Origin of the sequence: Planktothrix paucivesiculata PCC 9631 (assembly GCF_900009265.2) — a bacterium.
Lineage (GTDB): Bacteria > Cyanobacteriota > Cyanobacteriia > Cyanobacteriales > Microcoleaceae > Planktothrix > Planktothrix paucivesiculata.
Genome location: NZ_LR735018.1, coordinates 467942 through 491403, shown reverse-complemented (window position 1 = coordinate 491403; position 23462 = coordinate 467942). Strand labels below are relative to the sequence as shown.

The 23462-nt window shown below is 38.2% G+C and carries 26 protein-coding genes and 1 pseudogene; 12 read left to right on the top strand and 15 right to left on the bottom strand.

Going from position 1 to position 23462, the window contains the following annotated elements; genetic code table 11:
- From PL9631_RS27405 to PL9631_RS16310, 11 genes and pseudogenes are all read right to left on the bottom strand, one after another.
- Window positions 1-173 (bottom strand): annotated as a pseudogene (locus tag PL9631_RS27405) (IS701 family transposase); the annotation flags it as partial.
- Window positions 174-520: 347 nt separating this feature from the next.
- Window positions 521-823, bottom strand: coding sequence for a hypothetical protein (locus PL9631_RS16365; RefSeq protein WP_083615996.1), 303 nt, complete (start codon window positions 821-823; stop codon window positions 521-523).
- A gap of 580 nt (window positions 824-1403) precedes the next feature.
- Complete coding sequence (locus tag PL9631_RS16355) at window positions 1404-1781, bottom strand: hypothetical protein (RefSeq protein WP_083616417.1); 378 nt, start codon at window positions 1779-1781, stop codon at window positions 1404-1406.
- Window positions 1782-1856: 75 nt separating this feature from the next.
- Entirely contained in the window at window positions 1857-2264 is a 408-nt protein-coding gene (locus PL9631_RS16350) for a hypothetical protein (RefSeq protein ID WP_083621923.1), read from the bottom strand.
- 623 nt (window positions 2265-2887) lie between these two features.
- Window positions 2888-3373 carry a hypothetical protein gene (locus PL9631_RS16340; RefSeq protein WP_083621920.1) on the bottom strand — a complete coding sequence of 162 codons (486 nt, stop codon included), beginning with the start codon at window positions 3371-3373 and terminating at the stop codon, window positions 2888-2890.
- A 114-nt stretch (window positions 3374-3487) separates the two neighbouring features.
- A complete protein-coding gene (locus tag PL9631_RS16335; RefSeq protein WP_083621918.1) occupies window positions 3488-3886 on the bottom strand; it encodes a hypothetical protein in 399 nt (132 codons plus the stop codon).
- A 307-nt stretch (window positions 3887-4193) separates the two neighbouring features.
- Window positions 4194-4547, bottom strand: coding sequence for a hypothetical protein (locus PL9631_RS16330; RefSeq protein ID WP_083621916.1), 354 nt, complete (start codon window positions 4545-4547; stop codon window positions 4194-4196).
- A 99-nt stretch (window positions 4548-4646) separates the two neighbouring features.
- Window positions 4647-4994 carry a hypothetical protein gene (locus tag PL9631_RS16325; protein ID WP_083621914.1) on the bottom strand — a complete coding sequence of 116 codons (348 nt, stop codon included), beginning with the start codon at window positions 4992-4994 and terminating at the stop codon, window positions 4647-4649.
- Between the two features lie 74 nt (window positions 4995-5068).
- Window positions 5069-5347, bottom strand: coding sequence for a hypothetical protein (locus PL9631_RS16320; RefSeq protein ID WP_083621912.1), 279 nt, complete (start codon window positions 5345-5347; stop codon window positions 5069-5071).
- Window positions 5348-5462: 115 nt separating this feature from the next.
- Window positions 5463-5723 (bottom strand): hypothetical protein, encoded by a 261-nt coding sequence (locus PL9631_RS16315; protein ID WP_083621911.1) that lies wholly within the window; start codon window positions 5721-5723, stop codon window positions 5463-5465.
- Window positions 5724-5877: 154 nt separating this feature from the next.
- Entirely contained in the window at window positions 5878-6429 is a 552-nt protein-coding gene (locus tag PL9631_RS16310) for a hypothetical protein (RefSeq protein ID WP_083621910.1), read from the bottom strand.
- A gap of 62 nt (window positions 6430-6491) precedes the next feature.
- Here PL9631_RS16310 and PL9631_RS16305 point away from each other — a divergent pair, with 62 nt between their 5' ends.
- Window positions 6492-7085, top strand: coding sequence for a collagen-like triple helix repeat-containing protein (locus PL9631_RS16305; RefSeq protein WP_083621908.1), 594 nt, complete (start codon window positions 6492-6494; stop codon window positions 7083-7085).
- A gap of 67 nt (window positions 7086-7152) precedes the next feature.
- Complete coding sequence (locus tag PL9631_RS16300; RefSeq protein ID WP_083621907.1) at window positions 7153-8418, top strand: IS701 family transposase; 1266 nt, start codon at window positions 7153-7155, stop codon at window positions 8416-8418.
- A gap of 128 nt (window positions 8419-8546) precedes the next feature.
- Here PL9631_RS16300 and PL9631_RS16295 read toward each other — a convergent pair whose 3' ends face one another.
- Entirely contained in the window at window positions 8547-10292 is a 1746-nt protein-coding gene (locus tag PL9631_RS16295) for a serine/threonine-protein kinase (RefSeq protein WP_231516753.1), read from the bottom strand.
- Between the two features lie 538 nt (window positions 10293-10830).
- Here PL9631_RS16295 and PL9631_RS16290 point away from each other — a divergent pair.
- The 7 genes from PL9631_RS16290 to PL9631_RS16260 all read left to right on the top strand — a co-directional run bounded on the left by PL9631_RS16290 (window position 10831) and on the right by PL9631_RS16260 (window position 17694).
- A complete protein-coding gene (locus PL9631_RS16290) occupies window positions 10831-12261 on the top strand; it encodes a form I ribulose bisphosphate carboxylase large subunit (RefSeq protein WP_083621904.1) in 1431 nt (476 codons plus the stop codon).
- Window positions 12262-12383: 122 nt separating this feature from the next.
- Window positions 12384-12788 carry a RuBisCO chaperone RbcX gene (gene rcbX, locus PL9631_RS16285; RefSeq protein ID WP_083621902.1) on the top strand — a complete coding sequence of 135 codons (405 nt, stop codon included), beginning with the start codon at window positions 12384-12386 and terminating at the stop codon, window positions 12786-12788.
- Window positions 12789-12853: 65 nt separating this feature from the next.
- Window positions 12854-13189 carry a ribulose bisphosphate carboxylase small subunit gene (locus PL9631_RS16280; protein ID WP_083621900.1) on the top strand — a complete coding sequence of 112 codons (336 nt, stop codon included), beginning with the start codon at window positions 12854-12856 and terminating at the stop codon, window positions 13187-13189.
- A gap of 240 nt (window positions 13190-13429) precedes the next feature.
- Window positions 13430-15052 (top strand): glycosyltransferase family 39 protein, encoded by a 1623-nt coding sequence (locus PL9631_RS16275; protein WP_083621898.1) that lies wholly within the window; start codon window positions 13430-13432, stop codon window positions 15050-15052.
- An 85-nt stretch (window positions 15053-15137) separates the two neighbouring features.
- Window positions 15138-16721, top strand: coding sequence for a peptide ligase PGM1-related protein (locus PL9631_RS16270; protein WP_083621896.1), 1584 nt, complete (start codon window positions 15138-15140; stop codon window positions 16719-16721).
- A 167-nt stretch (window positions 16722-16888) separates the two neighbouring features.
- Window positions 16889-17263 (top strand): hypothetical protein, encoded by a 375-nt coding sequence (locus tag PL9631_RS16265; RefSeq protein ID WP_083621894.1) that lies wholly within the window; start codon window positions 16889-16891, stop codon window positions 17261-17263.
- A complete protein-coding gene (locus PL9631_RS16260) occupies window positions 17260-17694 on the top strand; it encodes a type II toxin-antitoxin system VapC family toxin (RefSeq protein ID WP_083621892.1) in 435 nt (144 codons plus the stop codon). The genes PL9631_RS16265 and PL9631_RS16260 overlap by 4 nt, the downstream gene beginning before the upstream one ends.
- Window positions 17695-17808: 114 nt before the next feature.
- On the opposite strand, the gene PL9631_RS16255 is transcribed toward PL9631_RS16260, so the two are convergent.
- Both PL9631_RS16255 and PL9631_RS16250 read right to left on the bottom strand, forming a co-directional pair.
- Entirely contained in the window at window positions 17809-18177 is a 369-nt protein-coding gene (locus PL9631_RS16255) for a DUF5615 family PIN-like protein (protein WP_083621891.1), read from the bottom strand.
- The gene (locus PL9631_RS16250; protein ID WP_083621889.1) at window positions 18170-18505 is read right to left on the bottom strand and encodes a DUF433 domain-containing protein; all 336 of its coding nucleotides are present in this window, start codon (window positions 18503-18505) and stop codon (window positions 18170-18172) included. Before PL9631_RS16250 ends, PL9631_RS16255 begins: the two co-directional genes overlap by 8 nt.
- Window positions 18506-18765: 260 nt before the next feature.
- On the opposite strand from PL9631_RS16250, the gene dnaG reads away from it, so the two are divergent.
- The 3 genes from dnaG to moaA all read left to right on the top strand — a co-directional run bounded on the left by dnaG (window position 18766) and on the right by moaA (window position 22554).
- Complete coding sequence (dnaG, locus tag PL9631_RS16245) at window positions 18766-20709, top strand: DNA primase (RefSeq protein ID WP_083621888.1); 1944 nt, start codon at window positions 18766-18768, stop codon at window positions 20707-20709.
- 399 nt (window positions 20710-21108) lie between these two features.
- Window positions 21109-21312: a hypothetical protein gene (locus PL9631_RS16240; RefSeq protein WP_083621887.1), complete on the top strand. Its 204-nt coding sequence runs from the start codon at window positions 21109-21111 to the stop codon at window positions 21310-21312.
- A gap of 255 nt (window positions 21313-21567) precedes the next feature.
- Window positions 21568-22554, top strand: a complete 987-nt coding sequence (gene moaA, locus PL9631_RS16235; RefSeq protein ID WP_083621886.1) for a GTP 3',8-cyclase MoaA — start codon at window positions 21568-21570, stop codon at window positions 22552-22554.
- 100 nt (window positions 22555-22654) lie between these two features.
- On the opposite strand, the gene rpsD is transcribed toward moaA, so the two are convergent.
- Window positions 22655-23263 carry a 30S ribosomal protein S4 gene (gene rpsD / locus PL9631_RS16230; protein WP_083621884.1) on the bottom strand — a complete coding sequence of 203 codons (609 nt, stop codon included), beginning with the start codon at window positions 23261-23263 and terminating at the stop codon, window positions 22655-22657.
- Between the last annotated feature and the right edge of the window lie 199 nt (window positions 23264-23462).

Sequence of the window (23462 nt, the reverse complement as noted above, 5' to 3'; positions counted from 1 at the left end):
CCTACGGCGTTATTCGCCATTTGCGACAGGTTTTTTCGCTCACTTTCTCCCAATAATCCCCCTAAATAGTTCCTAAATTCCCGTTTTTGGGCTTGATGGCCGAAAATATCGTCAAATCGACCACACCATCTATCGAAGCAAGGGGGCATCGCTGCCGGGGTTGTCTCTTTCATGGGTTATTCTTTAACGTTATTTGCTTGCTCTATAATCATTATCATCTATTTCCCTCCTTATTTTTGTTTAAGTCCCACTAATCTACTTGTTTTGAGATAGTTGAGAAACATTGGTAAACCGATTGAAGCTGAGATACCAATAATGACGATAACAACTAAAAGTTCAGTCAGAGATTTGCCGGATTCAGAAGATTTCATGGTAATTACAAATAAAACAACTGCCACTTCTGCGCGATAGCGTCTTACTCCTAAATCTTTAAATTCCTAAGTCTTTAAAAGTCAATAAAAAAAACCCCAGATTGCTCTAAGGTTTTTAGTTATTTAGTTATTTAGTTATTTAGTTAAAGTCAGAAAGGTTCGTCAGGTTCAGTGAAGAAGTCAACTGAATTAATATCGTCATTGTACGGTTCAATTACTTTTATAGAAACTGATTCAGATTCAATTTCAAATTCAAGAGGTTCGATAAGACTTGAATATCTTGAAATCAGCTTGCATTTTTCCCGAAATTCTATAACTTCTTTAGTGTCTTCAACATTTTCAATATCTTCAACATTTTCATCCCAAAGATAATCATAAGGAGATGGTGAATTATCAGGACAGAAACAGGGTTTTCCGCCACAATCTAGCCATTGACCATTGAGTTCATTCATGGTAATATTTATGTTAGTTAGAAAAAACGACAAAACACCTATCTTTAGCGGTAGCTACCTCACAAATAACTACAGCTAAAGATTTAATTAGATTTAATTAATTAAGACAACACGGCAACGTTTACCAAGTTGTTTGATATTTCGTTTAGTTCCAGGGCTTTTACCATCCCAAATAGCTAAACCAAAATCAGCTTGATAGTGCATTAATTTATCTCTAAGGCTATAACTTCCTTGGNTCAATTACTTTTATAGAAACTGATTCAGATTCAATTTCAAATTCAAGAGGTTCGATAAGACTTGAATATCTTGAAATCAGCTTGGATTTTTCCCCAAATTCTATAACTTCTTTAGTGTCTTCAATATCTTCAGTTTCTTCAGTATCTTCAATATCATCGTCCCAAAGATAATCATAAGGAGATGGTGAATTATCAGGACAGAAACAGGGTTTTCCGCCACAATCTAGCCATTGACCATTGAGTTCATTCATGGTAATATTTATGTTAGTTAGAAAAAACGACAAAACACCTATCTTTAGCGGTAGCTACCTCACAAATAACTACAGCTAAAGATTTAATTAGATTTAATTAATTAAGACAACACGACAACGTTTACCAAGTTGTTGAATATTTCGTTTAGTTCCTGGTGATTTACCATCCCAAATAGCTAAACCAAAATCAGCTTGTTGGTGCATTAATTTATCTCTAAGGCTATAACTTCCTTGAACTTTAACGGTTCCCCAATTACCAACATTATTTCTGAGGGTACTAAAGGCAAACCAAACTTGAACATTATCGTAATTCACTGAATCAAGATAAGTTTGAACTAATAAATCAACACCAGGAGCATCACCAATTAGAATCTCGTAATTAAGCTCAATTATTTTGTTGATTCTAGTTAGGGATTCAGGATTTAGAATTGTGATTGAACGTGAACCGGAAATTGCTACAGTGATTTTCATTGATTTAAAGTTAAGTGAATTAGAAAAACCCCTAATTAACTAGATTGGGAATCTAATTAATTAAGGGTTTATTGATTAGGGTTTAACGAGATTCAACTTAAAACCTAATTGCTTCAATAGTTCGTAGAAGGCTTCGGGTTGCATTTTGTCAGGGGAATCAATACCTCCTAATGGGGCTAGGGATTCAATACGATGAACAAAACTAACTGCTCGAATGATTATTTCTGCATAGGGCCGTTGCTCCTCATCCTTAATCAATAAAGCTATCTGCTTGTGATTCATTGCCATACTTCTCAAACACTTAAATTCTCGTGTTTGCTTTTCGTCTAATCGACTGTTCTGAATTTGATGCCAGAGATTCTCCCGAAAACTTTGGGGAGTATAGCCAAAAGTCTGAAATTCTTTCCCCATATCAACTAAATGTTTTCGGTTTTTACGGGAAACTATTTTGATGTCAAGGATTGGGAATTGGAAGCTAGTCATTTATTTAGTCCAAGAAACTTCACGGACTCTTTGCGATAGCATCCCCACTCTTTTGCTCTAATTCAAAAAAAGCCTTAATCTCACAAGGAGACTAAGACTTTAATTAGTTGGAGTTTAGAAATTAGAAAGGTTTGGGGNTTTACCAAGTTGTTTGATATTTCGTTTAGTTCCAGGGCTTTTACCATCCCAAATAGCTAAACCAAAATCAGCTTGATAGTGCATTAATTTATCTCTAAGGCTATAACTTCCTTGGACTTTAACGGTTCCCCAATTACCAACATTATTTCTGAGGGTACTAAAGGCAAACCAAACTTGAACATTATCGTAATTCACTGAATCAAGATAAGTTTGAACTAATAAATCAACACCAGGAGCATCACCAATTAGAATCTCATAATTGAGTTCAATGATTTTGTTGATTCTAGTTAGGGATTCTGTATTTAATGTTTCGATTGAACGTGAACCGGAAATTGCTACAGTGATTTTCATTGATTTAGTTGTAGTTGATAATTAAAGAAAAAACCCCAACTAACTAGATTNGTGATTTTCATTGGTTTAATTGATAAGTTAAATAGAGAAAACCCCCAACTAAATTGAATCTAATTAGGGGTTTATTTAGAAACTTAGGATTCGATGATACCGAAACTGGCTAGAAGCTCACGAAATTGTAGATAATCGAGTTCTTCCTGTTTGTTCATCAGGAAAGCTAGAAAGTTAGCCGCCTTAACAACAACTTCAGCATGGGGACGATAAGCCTCAGATTCAATTAGCAAGATAGGTGTAACGATACCCATACAAGGAATAGAAACCTTATTGTTGTTATCAATCCCTGCTCTTGTTAGATTCTGAATTGGATCACTAAAACTGGATTGGTCTTTCTTCCAAAAACAACGCTTGAAGTCAGCCCAGATATGTTGCCGTAAAGATTGGGAATCACCACGCCATTTCAGGGTAGTTGCAATAAGGTTTTTGGGCTTACGATTAGCACCGAAGTAAACTGGATTGTAGTAAATCTCAGAATCATAACCATCGTTATTATAAACTTTGAGGCTTTCGGGATTAAAAACTTCAATTTTGATGGTAATAATTTGTTTAATTGTAGTAGCCATTGATTTACTCCAAGAAACTTCATAAACTATTTGCGATAGCTCCCCCCAGCAAAGCCCCAATAAAAAAAGCCTTAATCCCACAAGGAGACTAAGACTTTAGTTGGAGTTTAGAAATTAGAAAGGTTTAGGTTCGTATTCAGAATCAGATTCTTGATATTTTGATTTCAGTTGACTGACTTTTGATTCAGTTGATTCAGTTGATTCAGTTGATTCGCGTTTGGATTGGTAATTGGCTTGTTGTTTCCGATAATCAGCTCGGATTTGCAGAAGTTCTTCTTCGGAGTAACCCATTTCCTCAATAAATTTTTGGATTTTAGCTACATCCATTTTGTGAATTTCATGCTTAACCCAATTGGCTTTAAAGATTTCATAGAGTTCTAAACCTTTAACTTCTTTACCTTCAATTTTCAAGCCTTTATTGGTACTCTTATAATGTTGCCAAGCAAGGATTCGGAAGCAATCAACGAGGGTTGAGGCTGTCTTTTGGGCTTTAGTTTGAATAACGATAGACATGATGTATTTAAGGAAAAGAAACAACGCCTATCTTTAGCGATAGCTACCCTATTCAGAAACTTTGAAATACTCGATACTCCAAATAGAATAAAGCAAAATTAGTTTTACTTTACGCTTCTTGGTTCGCCCCAAATAACAACCAGGGAATCTTACCCAAATCCCATTATTGGCAATGGCAAATATTATCCCAAATTTCCCGATAAGGTGAGGATATTCTCCTTCAGAATCTAAGCCTTTAATCTTGACTTTCTGGTTTCGTTTGAGTTTTGGAAATAAAGGTAGTTCTAGTTGAAGGAATTGAATAGATTTAAGGGGTGAACTTTTCATACAACGTCTTCTCCAGTTGTTGAATCAATTCATTGCTTCTTTCAATAAATTCTGCATGAGAAACTTTGGCAATTCTGTAAATCTTAATCATTGCCCATCTATCTTCAGAATCTATTTCAGGGCCGCATTCACCACAACTTTCGATAATCTCAACTGAAACATTCTTTGCCCATATCGTAACAGCAATATTGTATCGGTTAAAATCATCGTTATCAGGCATGATGAATTTAGAAAATCGAATAAACGGAATCTCTTTACCGTCTGGTGATTCCCAGGTATCTCGTTCTCCTTGCCAATCTAATGCTTGACAAATTTTGATTACTTTATCTCTCATTTGTGTTATCCTTAATTTGCACAGAATTGAACGCAATAGCAAAACCAATAACGTTATTCCCTTGAGTAACATTATTGATTTTGTTATTTGTTATTGAATTTATTGAAGTTCATTAAATAAGTTCAACAAACTATCAACAGAGAGTTCTTTAACTTTAAATTCAAGAGGAAAATGTTGATTACGTTTAGAATCACGGAACTCCTGAATGTGACCGCCATAGAATTGAATTTGGTCATAGAGGATTGATTGTTCTTCGGTTGTCGAACCAATATAAGCAATAAAACTGGTAAATCCCGAACTAAAATCAGGAGCCTCTGACCAATTAAATTGATTGTTTTTGGTTCCCACAATCGTAATGCGATCGCAAAGCTCGACAACCCAATAATTGCCATGTGGAGATGATTTAAGAACTTTACCTTTAATTCCTGCAAAAGTTATGGTATTCATTGATTTAGTTAAGAGAAACAGCAACAACTTTGAGCGGTAGCTAGAGCATCAATTCTAATTACCGCTTAATTGAATTAGATTTGAGCTAAGATTGCTCCAATTCTGTTGTAATCATCATCTCTGCCATTCTCATAGTTTCCATAACCTGCACCTGTATAGTAGAAAGTGTTCTCAGTCGGCATGAAGATAATGCAAGTGTGACGGTACAAAGGAAATAAATCTTTTAAATGGGGTTCAATATTTTCTCGTTCCCATTTAAGCTTTGCATTCAGTCTTTCAAAAACACTACCTTTGGATTTATCGGGTTCAGGTTTAGGAACTTTAGAACCGAATTTAGGTGGAATTCTAATCATTGATTTGGTTCAAAAAAACTTCATTAAATTCAAGCGGTAGCCAAGTCATTAACTTAATTAGCGCTTAAAGTATTATTTATTTAGATTCAGATTGGAATTTAGATTGAAATTCAGCTTAAAGCTCAAATAAACCCGCGTGTTCAAGGTTGAATTGTTTACGGTACTGGCGAACAATTTCAAGCTCAATGGAACGTAAATCTAAATCATTAGGTTCAGTAAAGAGATTGAAACAGTCAAGGGGTCGTTCATCACTTCCCATATTCAATGGTTCAATTCGATAATTAATCCCAGCCTCTTTGAGCGCCGATTCAATAGCCTCTTGTTCAAAGCAACAAAAACTTGAATACATTTCTAATTCAGTCTTTAATTCAGTCATGGTTTTAGATAAATAAACTTCATTAAATTTAAGCGGTAGCGTCTTATAAATTGAAATAAATATGCTATTATTATTCTGTTCTTATGATTGACGCAAAAAGGAGCCGACCTCATGGTAGCTCCTTCTTAACCTTTAGAATCTAAATTAATTAAATCTAAATAAACCTAGAAAAAACCGGATGTCGAATTGAATGAGTTTTAGTAAAACCAAGATGGATTACTTCAAGCTGTCGTCCCCGATAGTTTGATTGATTATTCCAAATCTCCAAACGTTCAGCATCCGTAAATCCACTTCCAACCCTAGCAGCTACAGGAACGCCAAGGATATTAGATTGAACAGATATTTTACCAAGGCTTTGAGAGTATTTGCCAGTACCTTTAAAGAAACCAGTACAAGTAAATATGTTTTTCTCAAAGTTCTTGACTTTCAATAAATCATTGCTTCTACCCTCGTAATAAGCAATATCAGGATGCCGGAGGATTGTGCCTTCATTGGATAGACCGTTATCTTTATTGAATTGATTCTGAGCTTGAATAGACGTGGGATTATTTTCAATTAAAGTATAGGGATTAGCGACAATAATTGATTGTTCTGTTGGTAAGTAGAGTCCCCGTACTCCATCAAGTTTCGGTGAACTCCACCAACTCGAAACCCCATAGTTTTTGGTGGGATAGTAGGTATTTGCCAGTTGACAAGATAGTGCCATTTTTGTTGTCCTAAAAATCAACTTTATGATACGATAATACTATCAAATTACCAGGTAAAATTATGGCTGCGGGGAAATTAAGTTTCACTCAAACTGAGTTTAGAATCCGAGAAGATGGAACTTATATTGGAGCTAAAGTTAGTGTTGAAAGAATTGAAGGAAATACAGGATTAGTTTCGGTAAAAGTAACAAATAGTTCGGCTTCTAGTCTGGGTCGCGGGACTCGAAAATTGGATTTTCTTCCAATTAACCCAACAACTTCTACTGGGAGTTCTCAATTATTAACTTGGGCTGATGGGGAAGATGGAATAAAAACCCTTGAGTTTCAAATCATTCAAGAAAATTTAGTTGAAGGAGACGAGTTTGTTCCTTTAAGTTTGGGAAGTTATAAAGGCGGTGCGGTTGCTGGTGCTATTCCTAAATGCAATCTAATTATTATTGATGATGATTCGGCTAAAGGAGAGAAAGGTGATAAGGGTGATAAGGGGGATATTGGTTTACCAGGGATTCAAGGGATTCAAGGAGAAAAAGGCGAAGCAGGGGCAGGATTGAAATGGAAAGGAAATTGGGTTTATGGGAACTATGAAGTCGGGGATTTAGTTAATTATTTTGATGCTGTGGAATGGGCCGTTTATATCTGCACTAATGGGACTTAAACAAAAATAAGGAGGGAAATAGATGATAATGATTATAGAGCAAGCAGATAACGTTAAAGAATAACCCATGAAAGAGACAACCCCGGCAGCGATGCCCCCTTGCTTCGATAGATGGTGTGGTCGATTTGACGATATTTTCGGCCATCAAGCCCAAAAACGGGAATTTAGGAACTATTTAGGGGGATTATTGGGAGAAAGTGAGCGAAAAAACCTGTCGCAAATGGCGAATAACGCCGTAGGGGTAACTTACCACCGATTACACCACTTTTTAACCGAAGCTCCTTGGTCAGCAATGAAACTGAATCAGCGTCGGCTGGAGGTAATGAATCAGTGTAGGCAAACCCAGATTAGTCGGGGATTTGCTCTAATTATTGATGATTCAGGACATCGAAAAAGCGGGAACTTTACCGAGGGAGTGGGACGGCAATACATCGGAGAAATCGGAAAAACCGACAATGGAATTGTAGCAGTAACGAGCCATCTATACGATGGTAAAAAAAACTTACCATTAGATATAGAATTATATCAAAAAGCCGAGTCATTACCCTTAGGAAAAGCTGACCCGGAATTTAAAAAGAAACCGGAAATAGCATTAGAATTAATACAGAGGAGCTTAGAAAGAGGATATCGACCGGGAATTGTGCTAACAGATGCCGGGTATGGAAATAACACAAGTTTTCTACAAGAGTTAGAGAAAAAAGGATTAAAATATATAGGGGGAGTCGCTAAGAATCGAAAGGTAATCCTCAAAAAAGGGGAAGATGAAACAGAGGAAACTCGATTAGATAATTTAGCTAAATCGTTGCCCCAAGGAGCTTTTAGTGAAATTCAACTCCCAGTAGAAAAAACCAAAACTGTGTGGGTAGCAACACAAGAAATTGAATTATCAAAGTATGCCGGGAAGAAAGTAATAGCCATCGTCATGAATGCTGCCACTTTCGACCAAGCCAGTGATATTGATTATTTAATGACTAATGTTGAGGTTTCAAAAGCCACAGGAGAATGGATAGTAACGACCTATTCACAAAGAAATTGGATAGAAGTTTTTTACAGGGAAGCTAAGGGCTGGTTGGGGCTGAAAGAATATCAAGTCCGAGATAAAAGAAGTTTAATCAGACATTGGATTTTGGTATTTTGTGCCTATACTTTTATTCTCTGGCATAGTTTAACTGGAGGGTTAAGACGTCGATGGGCGAACAAACCCTTAAACACATTTGTTGATGCCCTTGAAGCCTTTCGCACAGCGATTTCTTTTCGATTTGTGGAGTGGCTCCAACATAATAGGGATGTATTTGCAGCCTACAAAGCAAGTTTAGGCTTGATTTGGGCTTGATTTTTGTTTAAGTCCCACTAGAGGCTCAAAAAGTAGCGATAGAGGGCGTTTGAGGATTTTCGGAGATGTCTAATAGTCATCCGATCCTGATTAATGATGTGTAGCCAACATTTAGGGATTTCATATTATTAATTTCTCAACCATCGGAATAGGGGCAAAATGAAATAGTGAGTTATTCCCAAACAGAAAGCAGTTGTGCCACTAAGTAATGCCATAAATCCTAAATTGTCCCAAAATTGCGGTAAATTAAAGTCTTGCATTTGGGTGGGAAACTCTAACATTCCTTGAGGCAAAAATTGATTAAAACCAAAAAACACAGTAGTAACGGTTAATAAAACAAAGATTCCCTGAAAAAGTTGATCACTGCGTAATCCCAAACCTAAAGTGACTAACCCGGCGGCTATTCCGAAAGGGAGTTGCTTAAACAATTCTAATTCCCATTCCTGAAGACCTATATTCCCTAACTTATTGATCAGTTGTTCACTAGCTCCGCCCACAATATAGCCTAACATTCCCATGATCCCAGCTAACCAATAACGGCGACGTTGCCCGAAACCTCCCGCATCGGTTAATCCAATTCCGGCGCCTAATCCAGCTAATCCCCAAACCAATACTTCCGCGCCTAAACTTAGGGGAACATTCGGTAAAATCTGGGGTAATTCTTTGGCTAAAACCAGAGTGATTTTTTCGCCTAAACCGTAAAAATCAACTAATATTGATCCAATTACTGTTCCCACAATTGATCCCGTTCCGGCTAAGGCAATTTCCCAAGTTGTTTCTACTAAACCCCGCACAGAATGTATTGTTAATTTTCCTAGTCCAAAAATCAGTTGGATTAATCTTTGATTCCATTGAATTAACGTGGTTGTGAGACTATCTAATAACCGTTGATGGGTCGATATCATCCGTCGAGGATGTTTTTTCTCTCGAATAATTCTAAAAATATCCGTTTGAATGGCTTTAGCGGTTTGGGGACGTTGACGGGGATCAAGTTGCACCATTCGCTCTAATAAATGACCAAACCCAGGACTGACCCGGGTTTTTTCTCGCCAACGCAATTCCCCGGTATAAGCATCATCTAAATCTCCGGGAAATTGACCCGTTAATAAATGAATACAGGTGCGTCCCAAGGCGTAGAAATCTGATGGGGGCCCGACCATCACCCCCATGACCTGTTCTGGGGGACTGTATCCGGCGGAAATCAGGCGGGTACTACTGCGAGGACTGGTTTCGCGATCGCTATGGGCAACCGGGCCAATTTGTTTAGCCCCTCCAAAGTCGATCATTACCAATTGGGTGTCCCAAACTTGGGTCGTTTTCATCCCTAAGGGGGGGGTCATCCTTAACATCATGTTTGAGGGTTTGATGTCCCGATGAATAATTTGATAGCTATGCAATTCTCGTAAGATATCAAGGGCTTGGGAGAGCCAACTGATCACCCAGTCTTCGGGACAGCCTTGGGGGTATTGATCCAAAATTTCCTGTAGGGTGGGGCCATTAATTTTTTCCATCACCAAACAGGGAAGATGGCCCTCTGAGCGGTTGCCTTTTTTGAGATAAAAATAGCCATCGGCTTCCACCCGAGGTACTCCGGGATGGCGTAACTGACCTAAAACTGCCGCTTCTTGTTCAAAGAGTTCTAAGGCTTTGGGGGAGGGTTCCACCAGGACTTTTAGGACTTTTTCAGTTTGGGTTTTGAGATCCCAGACGGTATAAAGGCGGGAAAATCCCCCGGTTCCTAAATTGTGTAAGGGAATATAGCGTTGGTTCAGTTGTAGGGGAGCGCCACAACTCTGGCAAAATTTGTTCCCCCAAGGTTGATTTGAGGGATGGGAGCATTGAGGATTAATACAATGGATGGTGGGTGAAGTCACAATGGGCGGTGAACAGTCAGTGGTATTGGGCTAACAACCATCTTAACGAACAGTTCTACGCAAAACCCAGTTTTATTATGATTCACTTAAATCAATTGTTAATAAATTTACTATAGACTGTAGACTATCTATTAAAATCAGGGATAAAACTGTTACCGATCTGAAGGGGACAAGACTGAATTTCCCTAGTCTAACTTTAAATTTGAAATACGAAATTAGTGATAATGTTTTGCTTGACAACGGACTATGATTATGCAGTCTAAATTTTAGAAAATAGTTAAGTAAAACCACTTATTCTGTTAACCAGAATTTATTTCATAAGACTTAATATAAAAAAGTCATTTTAGTGGTATGTAAGGGGAAAAAACACGGGGATCTAAGGCAAATGTTCCAAAACAAGAAGAAATATAAACAAATGTTATAAAAATATTAAAAAGATTCAACGTTGCAATGACTCGTTTGTTGATACTATTTTAATCAATTGCCAATCAGTGCATAAAATAATCGATTCCTAAACAAAGGGAGCTTTAAGGGAGATATGTCTTACTCTCAAACACAAACGAAGTCCAAATCTGGCTATAAAGCTGGTGTACAGGACTATAAACTGACCTATTACACGCCTGACTATACACCAAAAGATACAGATCTTCTGGCGGCCTTTCGGATGACTCCTCAACCTGGAGTTCCCCCCGAAGAAGCGGGTGCTGCTGTTGCTGCTGAATCCTCCACTGGAACTTGGACAACGGTATGGACGGACTTGCTGACTGACCTCGACCGCTATAAAGGTCGTTGCTATGAAGTCGAACCCGTTCCCGGCGAAGATAACCAATATATTTGCTACATCGCCTATCCTCTGGATCTGTTTGAAGAAGGTTCTGTCACCAACTTACTGACCTCTTTAGTCGGTAACGTGTTTGGTTTCAAAGCTCTGCGGGCATTGCGTTTAGAAGATTTGCGCGTCCCCATCGCTTACCTGAAAACCTTCCAAGGCCCTCCTCACGGGATTACCGTTGAGCGGGATAAATTAAACAAATACGGTCGTCCTCTCCTCGGTTGTACGATTAAACCCAAACTCGGTCTGTCTGCGAAAAACTACGGTCGCGCCGTTTATGAAGTGCTGCGCGGTGGTTTAGATTTCACCAAAGACGACGAAAACATCAACTCTCAGCCTTTTATGCGCTGGCGCGATCGCTTCCTGTTCGTTCAAGAAGCCATCGAAAAAGCTCAAGCTGAAACTGGGGAAATCAAAGGCCACTACTTAAACGTGACCGCCCCCACCTGCGAAGAAATGATGGAACGGGCTGAATTCGCTAAGGAAATCAAAACCCCGATCATCATGCACGACTACCTGACCGGTGGTTTCACTGCTAATACCACCTTGGCAAAATGGTGTCGTCGTAATGGCGTGTTACTTCACATCCACCGTGCTATGCACGCTGTGATTGACCGTCAAAAAAATCACGGGATTCACTTCCGTGTGTTGGCCAAATGCTTACGGATGTCTGGTGGTGACCACCTGCACTCGGGTACTGTCGTCGGTAAACTCGAAGGCGAAAAAGGCATCACCATGGGCTTCGTTGACCTGATGCGCGAAGATCATATTGAAATTGATCGCTCCCGTGGGATCTACTTCACCCAAGATTGGGCTTCCATGCCTGGTGTGATGCCCGTGGCTTCCGGTGGGATTCACGTTTGGCACATGCCCGCCCTGGTGGAAATCTTTGGCGATGACTCCTGCTTACAGTTCGGTGGTGGAACCCTCGGACACCCCTGGGGTAATGCTCCTGGTGCTACCGCTAACCGTGTGGCCCTGGAAGCTTGTGTCCAAGCTCGTAACGAAGGTCGTAACCTGTTCCGTGAAGGCGGCGACGTCATCCGTGAAGCTTGCAAATGGTCTCCTGAACTGGCCGTTGCTTGCGAACTCTGGAAAGAAATCAAGTTTGAGTACGAGTCGATGGATACCGTCTAAATTGATTGGAGATTGAGGATTTTGGATTTTGGGTCAGACTTGACAAATCAGGTCAGTTGTGGTTACAACTCAATCCAAAATCTAAAATCTAAATCCATAATCAAGAGGGTTAGAGTCAGCCTATGGACATCAAAGAAGTTGCGAAACAGACCTCAAAAGTGCTGGCAAGTTACCTGACCTATCAGGCTGTAAGGATTATCACGGATCAACTATGGGAAACGAACCCTGGACAAGCTATCTGGCTGAGTGGGTTTTCCTCAACCGGGAAAATTCAGGACGGAGAAGCCTATCTGGGAGAAATGCTCCAAGAAAATCAGGAGATGGCGTTTCGGATTATGACGGTACGGGAACATCTCGTACAAGAAGTTGCCGATTATTTGCCAGAAATGGTTCGTGAAAATATTCAAAAAGCCAATATAGATTATCGACGTCAGTATTTAGAACGAATTACGCAACTGAGTAGTGTTGAATCTAACCCGGAGATAGAATTACAAGCGGACTCAGAACCAAACCCCGACCTGCGGTGAGTTCAAGCATGATGACCACCGCGATCGCCTATTAACCTTTAGTCGATTTAACTTCAGAAACAACAATGCGGACATTACCAAAAGAACGTCGTTTTGAAACGTTATCCTATCTTCCTCCCTTGACCGATGCCCAAATCGTCAAGCAAGTCCAATATATTCTGGATCAAGGATATATCCCCGGTGTGGAATTTAGTGAATCTTCTGAACCCACCCAACACTATTGGACTCTGTGGAAACTGCCTTTATTCAATGCCACTACTTCTCAAGAAGTGTTGAATGAAGTCCAAGCTTGCCGCCAAGAAAACTCCAAATGCTATATCCGAGTCATGGGTTTTGACAACGTGAAGCAGTGCCAAGTGTTAAGCTTCATCGTCCACAAACCCAGTAGCTCTTTATACTAAGCTAGAGTCTTGAGACTGCATGAGTTAGGGCGACATGAATCATCCCCTAAATCACTAATTTCTTAAAACGATTGAGAATTTGAGCCAAAGTTGAGCAGGGATTTTCCCTGCTTTTTTTAATCAAAAGTAACCCTATAGATAGGGGCAGTTCATGAATTGCCCCTACTCTCTATACAGGTGATCCGTAAGTCCTGTAAATTTTAGAATCTAACCTGATCCAACTTAATTTAAACGGATGTTATGCCCCGTCTCTGGAACTTTTTCAACAGAATTCGCCCTCAAGTTCTGAGGTTATTTTTAATAATTGTCATTATTATTGGTGTTGCTTTTCGATTTGTGGCTTTAGATGGAAAAATCTATTGGCATGATGAGGTTTATACTACCTTGCGGGCTGCTGGATATACGGGTCAAGAATTTACTCAGGAATTCTATCAGAATCGCATTGTTTCCCCCATTGATCTCCTCAAATATCAACAACTGAAACCGGGTAGTACCCCCCTAGATACCCTTAATTCTTTAGCCACAGAAGATCCTCAACATTCTCCGTTTTATTTTTTATTAGCACGGGTCTGGATGTTTTTGTTTGGTCATTCTATTATTGCTTCTCGGGTTTTACCCGCTTTAATTAGTTTAATTTCCCTGCCGTTTATGTATTTATTGGCTTGGGAATTATTTCAATCTTCCCAAACCGCTTTACTGGCTACGGCTTTTTTAGCCCTATCTCCCTTTGATATTTTATTTGCTCAAACTGCCCGACAATATAGTTTACTGACTTTACTGGTGATTGCTAGTGGTTATGCTCTACTCAAAGCAGTTCATTGGCGTCATCCTTTATTTTGGGCGGGTTATAGTTTAGCCTGTATTTTTGGACTCTATACCCATGTTTTATTCGGATTAACAATTATAGGTCATGGGGCTTATATTCTGTTACTGAGTATGGAGTCTTCACGATCTTTTAGAAATCGAAAACGCTTTCCTTTTTCTCCTTTATTATTGGAATTTTTAGCGGCTATTGCGATCGCAATTCTAGCTTTTAGTCCTTGGTTAATTATTTTAATCAGTAATTTACAACGGGCGATGGATGTTACCAATTGGTCAAGCAATTCCATCAGTTTACTGAATTTAAGCAAGTTTTGGATTTTGAGTTTTACCGCTTTATTTGTTGATATCAACTTCGATTTCAACAGTATTCAGATGTATTTACTCAGACTCCCCTTTATTTTATTAATTCTGTTGGCATTATTTCAAATTAGCCAACAAACAAACCGAAAAACTCGCCTATTTATTTGGACATCTATTTTAGTTCCCTTTTTCATGTTAGCCTTACCGGATATTCTTTTAGGGGGAGGGCGTTCCGGGGTAACACGCTTTTTGATTTCCTGTTTTCCCGCGATTCAATTAGCTGTGGCTTATCTGTTTTCTACACATATTAAAAGTAATAAAAATTCCTTAATTGATGGAGAAATAATTTGGCGATCGCTCCTAGCTATCGTTTTTACATTTAGCTTAATTTCTATTAGTATGAGTGCCAACTCTCAAAGCTGGTGGCATCAAATTCCCAGTTATGAAAATCCTCAAATTGCCCAAGAATTAAATAAAAATAAATCCGCCACTGTCATCGTTGATCACGGGAGTTATTATACAAATTTAGGGAATATTATTTCTCTGAGTTATGAATTAAACCCTGATATTAAACTACTGATGGTTAATTCCGAACCCAATCTATTATTACTCCCCATAGGGCCAAAGGTTTTTGTTCTTAACCCCTCTGAGGAATTACGCCAAACCATTAAAAATGAAAACTATCAATTAGAAAAAGTAGAAAAAGTTGATCAAAAATCACGACTCTGGGAACTCAAGTAACAAAATCTTGCAATTCTTCTCGAAACTGCTATCGGGTTAATCACCTGAACTAACATAGAGATATCGGGTTCAATAGGTTAGAGTTATGGTTGTATTGCATCACTCCCAGGAAAACACAATTCAACGGTTTCGAGAACTGCAAACTCAACTTCGGCAACGCTTTCAAAGTTTAAGCGATCAGGAATTAGAGGATCAAGATGTCGTAGTGATTCCGTCGTTGAGTTTAGATAGCCACCAATTAGAAAAAATTCCGGGTTCCCATCAGTATGAAGAACGATTACTGTTTTCTTTAATTCGATTACGCAATCCTAGAATGCGGTTAATTTATGTGTCTTCCCAACCCATTCACCCCACCGTAATTGATTATTATTTACACCTAATGCCTGGAATTCCTATTAGTCATATTCGGGATCGTTTATTGTTATTTTCAACCTATGATACTTCTCCCAAACCCTTAACCCAAAAAATTTTAGAACGTCCCCGTTTAATTTCTCGAATTCATCAAGTTTTAAGACCGAATCAATCCTACATGATTTGTTTTAATTCCACACCCCTAGAACGGGAATTATCTGTACAATTGGATATTCCGTTATTTGGGGTTGATCCTGACTTAAATTATTGGGGAACTAAAAGTGGCAGTCGGCAAATCTTTGCCGAAGCAGGTATTCCCCATCCCGACGGTAGTGGTTTAGTTTTTAATACTGAAGATTTAACTAAAGTAACCTTGGAGTTATGGAGTCGTCAACCGAACTTAAACCGAATTGTGGTTAAACTAAATCAGGGATTTTCTGGAGAAGGAAATGCCCTATTAGATTTAAGACCTTTGAAAGATTTAAACCCACAGGAAAGACCCAAACTTCTTGAAAACTACTGGAATAAATTAAGTTTTCAAGCACCGAATGAAACCTGGGAAACTTTTCGCGATCGCATTTCTCAATTAGGGGCAATTGTAGAGGTTTTTATTGAAGGGGAGATCAAAGAATCTCCTAGTGTTCAGTGTGAAATTACTCCCAATGGCAAGACTCAAATTATCTCCACCCATGATCAAATTTTAGGGGGCCCCGATGGTCAAATTTTCCAAGGTTGTCGATTTCCAGCCCAAGCCGCCTATCGATTAAAATTGCAAGAAATGGGAGAAAAAATTGGTCAAAATTTAGCGAATAAAGGGGCTTTAGAACGGTTTGGTGTAGATTTTATTGCGGTCTATCAACCGGACAGTTTAGATTGGGATTTACAGGCGATAGAAATTAACCTGCGTCGAGGGGGCACCACCCATCCATTTATGACTTTAAAGTTATTAACTAATGGGTATTATGATTTACAAACCGGGTTATTTTATAGTCGAAAATCTCAACCTAAATTTTATATTGCTTCGGATAATTTGCAACATAACAAGTATCAGGGTTTATTACCTAATGATTTAATGGATATTATTGTTAATCATCAATTGCATTTTGATAGTAGTACGGAAACAGGAACGGTTTTTCACTTAATGGGGTGTTTATCTCGTTATGGAAAGTTAGGATTAACTTGTATTGGTGATTCTCCTGAACAGGCGCAAGACATTTATGATCGTGTCGTGGATGTTCTCAATGAAGAAACGGAAATTCAACCCTTTAAGAGTTGGGAAAACTATTGTTTATCCACAGCTATCCCTCCAGTTTTTTGATGCTTAATTGTTGTAAGCGATCGCCTATTCTTAAGTTACGACCTAAAGAATGCAATCTCAACGCCAATTTCTCACCAAAAAGCCCAGTTTCTCCCGTGAATCATACCTTTTTCAGAACTTTAAATCGTGTATAATAAAACTGCATTAGATTATAAAAGGATAGTTCTATGACCGCCAACTTAATTCAAGCGTCATCTCCATCTATTGCTAAATTGACTTATCCTGTGTTAATTCAACAACAAGATCAAGAATATATAGTAACAGTATTAGGTTTAGATTGTAAAGCTAAGGGTGCAAGTCGAGAAGCAGCTTTAGAACAATTATTAGAACAAGTTAATGCCATTCTGAAACAGGGTGAAATTGTGCAACTAGAAATTCCTCTACCCAAACCGGAACATCCTTGGATGAAGTTTGCAGGAATGTATAAAGATAACCCGCTTTTTGATGAAGTACAAGATTATATAAAAGCTGATCGGGAGCAACTTGATGCTGAAATGGAAGAATATTATTGTCAACTTGAAGCAAAGGAGGAAGTAAAGTGAGTTTGTGGGTACTAGATACAGATCATATTACACTTTTTGAAAATCAGCATCCTGTAGTTATACAGCGTGTTATGGAAACTGATCCTGACGAGATTACTGTTACTATTATTACAGTAGAAGAACAAATGAAAGGATGGTTAAATGCGATCCAGCAATCTTCTCAATCTAATCGGTTAATCTGGGGTTATAAAGGTTTACAGGATGGATTAAAGTTCTTTCAAACAATTCAAGTATTAGATTTTGATCAGGATGCTTACAATTGCTACATAGAGTTAGTGCGTCAAAAAGTGAGAATTGGTACAAGAGATTTACGCATTGCTGCAACTGTAATTTCTAAAAATGGAATTTTAGTAACACGAAATCGACAGGATTTTGAACGAGTTCCTGGGTTGAGATTTGAAGATTGGAGTATTGAAAATATGGGTGTTTAAAGGGTGCGACCCATTGACTAATTTTTAATTCCGCTATCAATTAATAAACAGACTCTAATTTGGCTTCATTTATAATAATTTTAGGTTGATAATGGGATAATAATTCTTTATAAATTACCGCATTAAAGGGATAGGTAAATGAATAATTTGATTTTGATATTCTTCTTCAAAGGAACCAGCCGCTATTAGGATTAACTCCTCTATTGTTTCTCCAATTCCCATTTCAGAATTAAGAATAAAAATCCCTGGTATATGACGACCTAGCCGTAAATGATCCGCTAAATGTACAGGCATTGATGTACGGTTATTTGTGACAAGGACAAAGTTATAAACTTCACACCAAATCAAAATTTCTGGATCTAATGTTCCTGTTGGCGGAGTATTAGGTTCTCCCACAGAACGAATTACCAAGTCGGGTTCTCTCCGTCTTAGTTGATTAATATAAATTGGGTTAACATTTTCATCCATGAGATATTTAAGCATTTTTCAATTTTGTGGCTTCCTTTTCTGCTTTCAATTTCATTAATTTTTGAACAATAGGGGATGGATTTTGTCGTTGTTCTTCTCGCATTTTGTGTCCCCATTCCAACCCGTCAGTAATATACTGACTTACCCATTCTTGATGCTGTAAATAATATAAAATTGTGGCATAAACTTGATCTAAACTTAAAGAAGTGTAGATTTTAGCGATTTCCTCTGGAGTTCGATTTCGATAAATGTACTCATAAAGAATGGTTTCGATGCCAATGCGTGAACCTTTCAAACGAATATCATCAGGGGCTAAAAAGTTGAAATAGTCTTCCAGTTGCATTGTTAGACCTTAGAGAATTTACTGACTATAACTATGGTTATTATACCACAACACGGGCTTAAAGTTTAAACACGAATGGTGATGTTTGTTGATTAAACCTTGCTTTAATTCTAAGGTGATTATAACATTTTCTACTGATTGGGGTAAGTTGGGTAAGTGCGATCACATCTTTAAAAAAATAATACACTCAAAAGATTAGAAAGGATCATTAAGGATATTTTATGGCAAAATAAAGACTTATCATTCTAGTTTAATCCCCAATGCTGACTCCCCGAATTCATCCAGAGACAATAGAAGAAGTCAAAGAAAGGGCGGATATTTATGATATCGTGTCCGAGAAAGTTTCGTTGAAACGACGGGGGAAAGATTTTGTGGGGTTGTGTCCTTTTCATGATGAAAAAACCCCTAGTTTTACGGTGAGTCCCACGAAACAAATGTTTTATTGTTTTGGATGCGGGGCGGCGGGAAATGCGATTAAATTTATCATGGATTTGGATAAAAGTTCTTTTAGTGAGGTGGTTTTAGAGTTAGCTAAACGGTATCAAGTTTCAGTTAAGACTTTGGAACCTGAAAAACGTCAGGAATTACAAAGACAGATTTCTTTACGAGAACAATTATATGAGATTTTAGCGATCGCTACGGGTTTTTATCAATATACTTTAAGACAAGCGGAAGGACTGCAAGCTTTAGATTATTTAAAATTAAAACGAAATCTGAAAGAAAATACCATTCAATATTTTCAGTTAGGATATGCTCCCCAAGGATGGGAAACACTTTATGATTATTTGGTAGAACAAAAACATTTTCCGGCGGAATTAGTCGAACAAGCAGGGCTAATTGTACCTCGAAAAACTGGCAATGGATATTATGATCGGTTTAGAGATCGGTTAATGATTCCAATTCATGATAGTCAGGGAAAAATTATTGGATTTGGAGGCAGAAGCTTAGGGGATGAACTGCCCAAATATCTCAATTCTCCCGAAACCGAATTATTTGATAAAGGCAAGACTTTATTTGCCTTAGATAAAGCAAAAAATGCCATCGGTAAACAGGATCAAGCGATTGTTGTCGAAGGCTATTTTGATGTAATTGCGTTACATACCGCCGGAATAGAAAATGTTGTGGCTTCTTTAGGTACTGCATTAAGTTTAAATCAAGTTCGGCAGTTAGTTCGGTACACAGAATCTAAACAAATTATTCTCAATTTTGATGCAGATGCCGCAGGGAATAAAGCCGCCGAACGGGCGATCGGAGAAATTGAAGATCTGGCTTATCAAGGTTATATTAATTTACGGATTTTAAATATTCCTTCTGGTAAAGATCCCGATGAGTTTTTAATTCATAATTCTGCTGAAGATTATCAAAAATTATTGGTTAATGCGCCATTTTGGATTGATTGGCAAATTCAACGGTTATTAATTGGAAAAAACCTAGAAACCGTTTCCCAGTCGCAGCAAGTCTCAAAACAAATGGTGGAATTATTAAAAAAAATTGAGAATGGAATGCAACGCACCCACTATATTCAATATTGTGCTGAACTTCTGAGTCAAGGACAAAATAGGTTAGTTTCTTTATTAGCTAAAAATTTACAAACTCAAATCAATCAGCACCATTTAGAAACAGTAAAAAATAAACCATCTTCTGATAATTTACTTAGTATTAACTCCGAGCGTAGTTTATTAGAAGAAGCAGAAGTTAAACTCCTCAGAATTTATCTCCATTGTCCCGAATATCGTCTAAGTATTATGGATGGTTTAGAAGCGAGGGATTTACAGTTTAGTTTAGCTCATCATCGGTTTTTATGGCGAGAAATTGCCCAAATTGAGGAAAGATCTGAAAAGAGTTTAAATCCGGTGGATTTAATTCTGGAATTGCAACAAGTTTGTTTAGAAAAAAATCAACAAACCAAACAATTTTATCATCTATTTTATTTGGATGAACATACAGAAATTGATATTTGTCGCGCCCAATTAGTCATCCGCAGTTCTATTGCATCTATTGAAACCGTTATTTGTCAAAAAAGACGAGATATGGCTTTAAAATTATGGGGAGAAACCGATATTGCTCAACAGCAGAATTTAGCTCAAAAATATTATCAACAAATTGACGCAGAAACCAAATGGATGTGGGAGTTAAAACGAATTAGAGATACTCAATTTCATGATTTAATTTCTGTTCCTTTAGGGGGAATGAATATGAATTAAGGGTAATTACGAATTACGAATGGGTAATAAACTGGTAACTAATGACTAATGACTAATAACTGATAACTGATAACTGATATCCCCACCTCTTTTATTAATTATCAGTAGCAAATATTTAAGTATTTTATAAAAAAATTCATAGATAAATAAAAAGTATTCCTGATCTACAAATTTGTACTAGAAAAGTAGAGTGTTAAGACTGGAAAACTCAATTATTCATGAACTGGGTAGTTTAGGTTGAAGTCAATAACACCCCCACTTATTTTAGAGGAATAAAATCCGTTTATTAACCCCTTCTTAATTAAAATTTTAAGCCCGTTAAAACCCTTATTTGTGTGCAGTAATTCATGGGTTTAATAAGCGGATTTATTCTGTCATTGTACAAAAAGGAGTCTGATTATGTTACGCCAAAGTCTGATCTCTTTAACCCTAATCGGGTTATCGGTGATTACAGCAACTCAAGCAAAAGCTTCAGAGTTGACTATTTCCAATTCTATTGTTAAGTTTCCCTGTAGCATTCACAATAGTATTACTCTTTGTCCTCAAGCTAGGGAGGAAGGTCAAGAAATAATCAAAGATACGGGTAGACCTCCGCGAGATTAATATTATCTCTCCTTTGTCATTGCCAGGGAAAACTTTGATTTTCCCGAAGCTAAAAGAGATTAAATTTGTTAAAATCCCGCGACATGACAAAAGAGAGATTATACAATCTAAGACTAATAAACTAGAGTATCATAACCCATTATTCAGTCACTTTTAAGACAATATCCATGACAATTATAATTCTGACCCACCCCACAATAGAAAAATTAGAGATAATACAGAAAGAACAAAATTCTATTATTATCCTAAAAATCCATGAACCCCGTTGATTATCTTCGTATTAGTTTGATTGACCGTTGCAACTTCCAGTGTCAATATTGTATGCCCGAAGGCACAGAAATAGATTATATCCTACGAGAGAATTTATTAACCCTGGATGAACTTTTAACCCTGTTACAAGAGGTATTTATCCCCGTTGGATTTACTCGATTTCGCTTAACCGGAGGTGAACCTTTATTGCGTCCTGGGGTGGTAGAATTAGTTAAACAAATTAACGCTTTTCCTGAAACAAAAGATGTGGCAATGACCACCAATGGTTTTTTATTAGCAGAAATGGCAGAGGATTTATATAATGCTGGACTGCGACGAATTAATATTAGTTTAGATTCCCTTGATTCTGATATTTTTGATCAAATTATCGGCAACCGAGGGCGCAGCCGATGGCAACAGGTTTGGGCAGGAATACAAGCCGCTTATCAAGTCGGTTTTAACCCCTTAAAATTAAACGTGGTAGTCATTCCTGGGGTGAATGAGCATGAGGTGTTAGATTTGGCAAAACTAACCATAGAACGACAATGGCACGTTAGATTTATTGAATTTATGCCCATTGGAAATAACGATTTATTTGCCGATCGCGGTTGGATTTCCTCAGAACAATTAAGACAGCAAATTCGCGAAAAATGGGGTTTAGAAGCCTCACAGGTGAAGGGAAACGGCCCTGCGGATGTATTTCAAATACCGGGGGCGAAGGGAACATTAGGATTTATTAGTCAGATGTCTGAATGTTTTTGCGATCGCTGTAACCGCATGAGATTTTCTGCCGATGGTTGGTTACGACCCTGTTTACTCAATGAAACCGGACAAATAGACTTAAAAACTCCTCTGCGTCAGGGTGCGACGTTTGAGGAGTTAAGAGAAAAGGTAAGTAACCTATTAGGAATTAAACCCGATATTAATTTTAAACAACGGGACTCTGGTACAACGGGAAATTATGCCCGCACCATGTCCCAAATTGGAGGATAGCAGCCTGATTGATTTTGGATTTAGGGCTTAATAATAATTAGGTGGGGTACGTTATTTTTAGTCGATAACGCCCCACACAAAATAGAACGGTGAGGAACTCTTAGGCTTGACGTGAATAAAATTCAACGACTAACAGTTCATTAATTTGTAAAGCCACCCATTCCCGTTCAATGACGCTATTTACCTTTGCAGTCAGTTGTGCTTTATCTAACTCCAGATGGCTAGGAACGTTGGCTAAACCGGGATATTGTAAATTGGCTTTGACCAATTCACGGGATTTTTCCGTATTTCTGATCCCAATTATTTCACCGGGTCTGCACTGATAGCTAGGAATATTAACGCGATGACCATTCACAGTCACGTGACCATGGCTGACTAACTGACGAGCCGCTGGAATTGTGGGGGCCATTCCTAAACGGAAAATGGTGTTATCCAACCGCATTTCCAAGGTTTGCAGCAAGACTTGACCCGTGGAACCGGCGGCGCGACGAGCTTTACGGACATAACGCAATAACTGACGCTCGGAAACGCCGTAGTTATAGCGCAGTTTTTGTTTTTCTTCTAACCGGACTGCGTATTCTGAACGTTTACGACGGGCTTGGCCGTGTTGTCCAGGGGGATAGGCCTTTCTGGGGGATTTCCGAGTTAATCCAGGTAAATCGCCCAAACGACGAACGATTCTCAGACGGGGGCCTCTATATCGAGCCATCTAACTTTTTCTCCGCATAAAATTTTTTGCACCAACCTTTTATTATAGTATGTATCTAATCAATATTTCATAGCTAGTCTCGTGCTTCTAAAGAAACCGGGTTTTTTGAGCAAGTCTTGGTTAGGATGCAGAAACCAGCGCAGAAAAACGGTTTCTCGGTACTTGAACGAGGGCGATCGCTACTCTATGCAACGAAAAC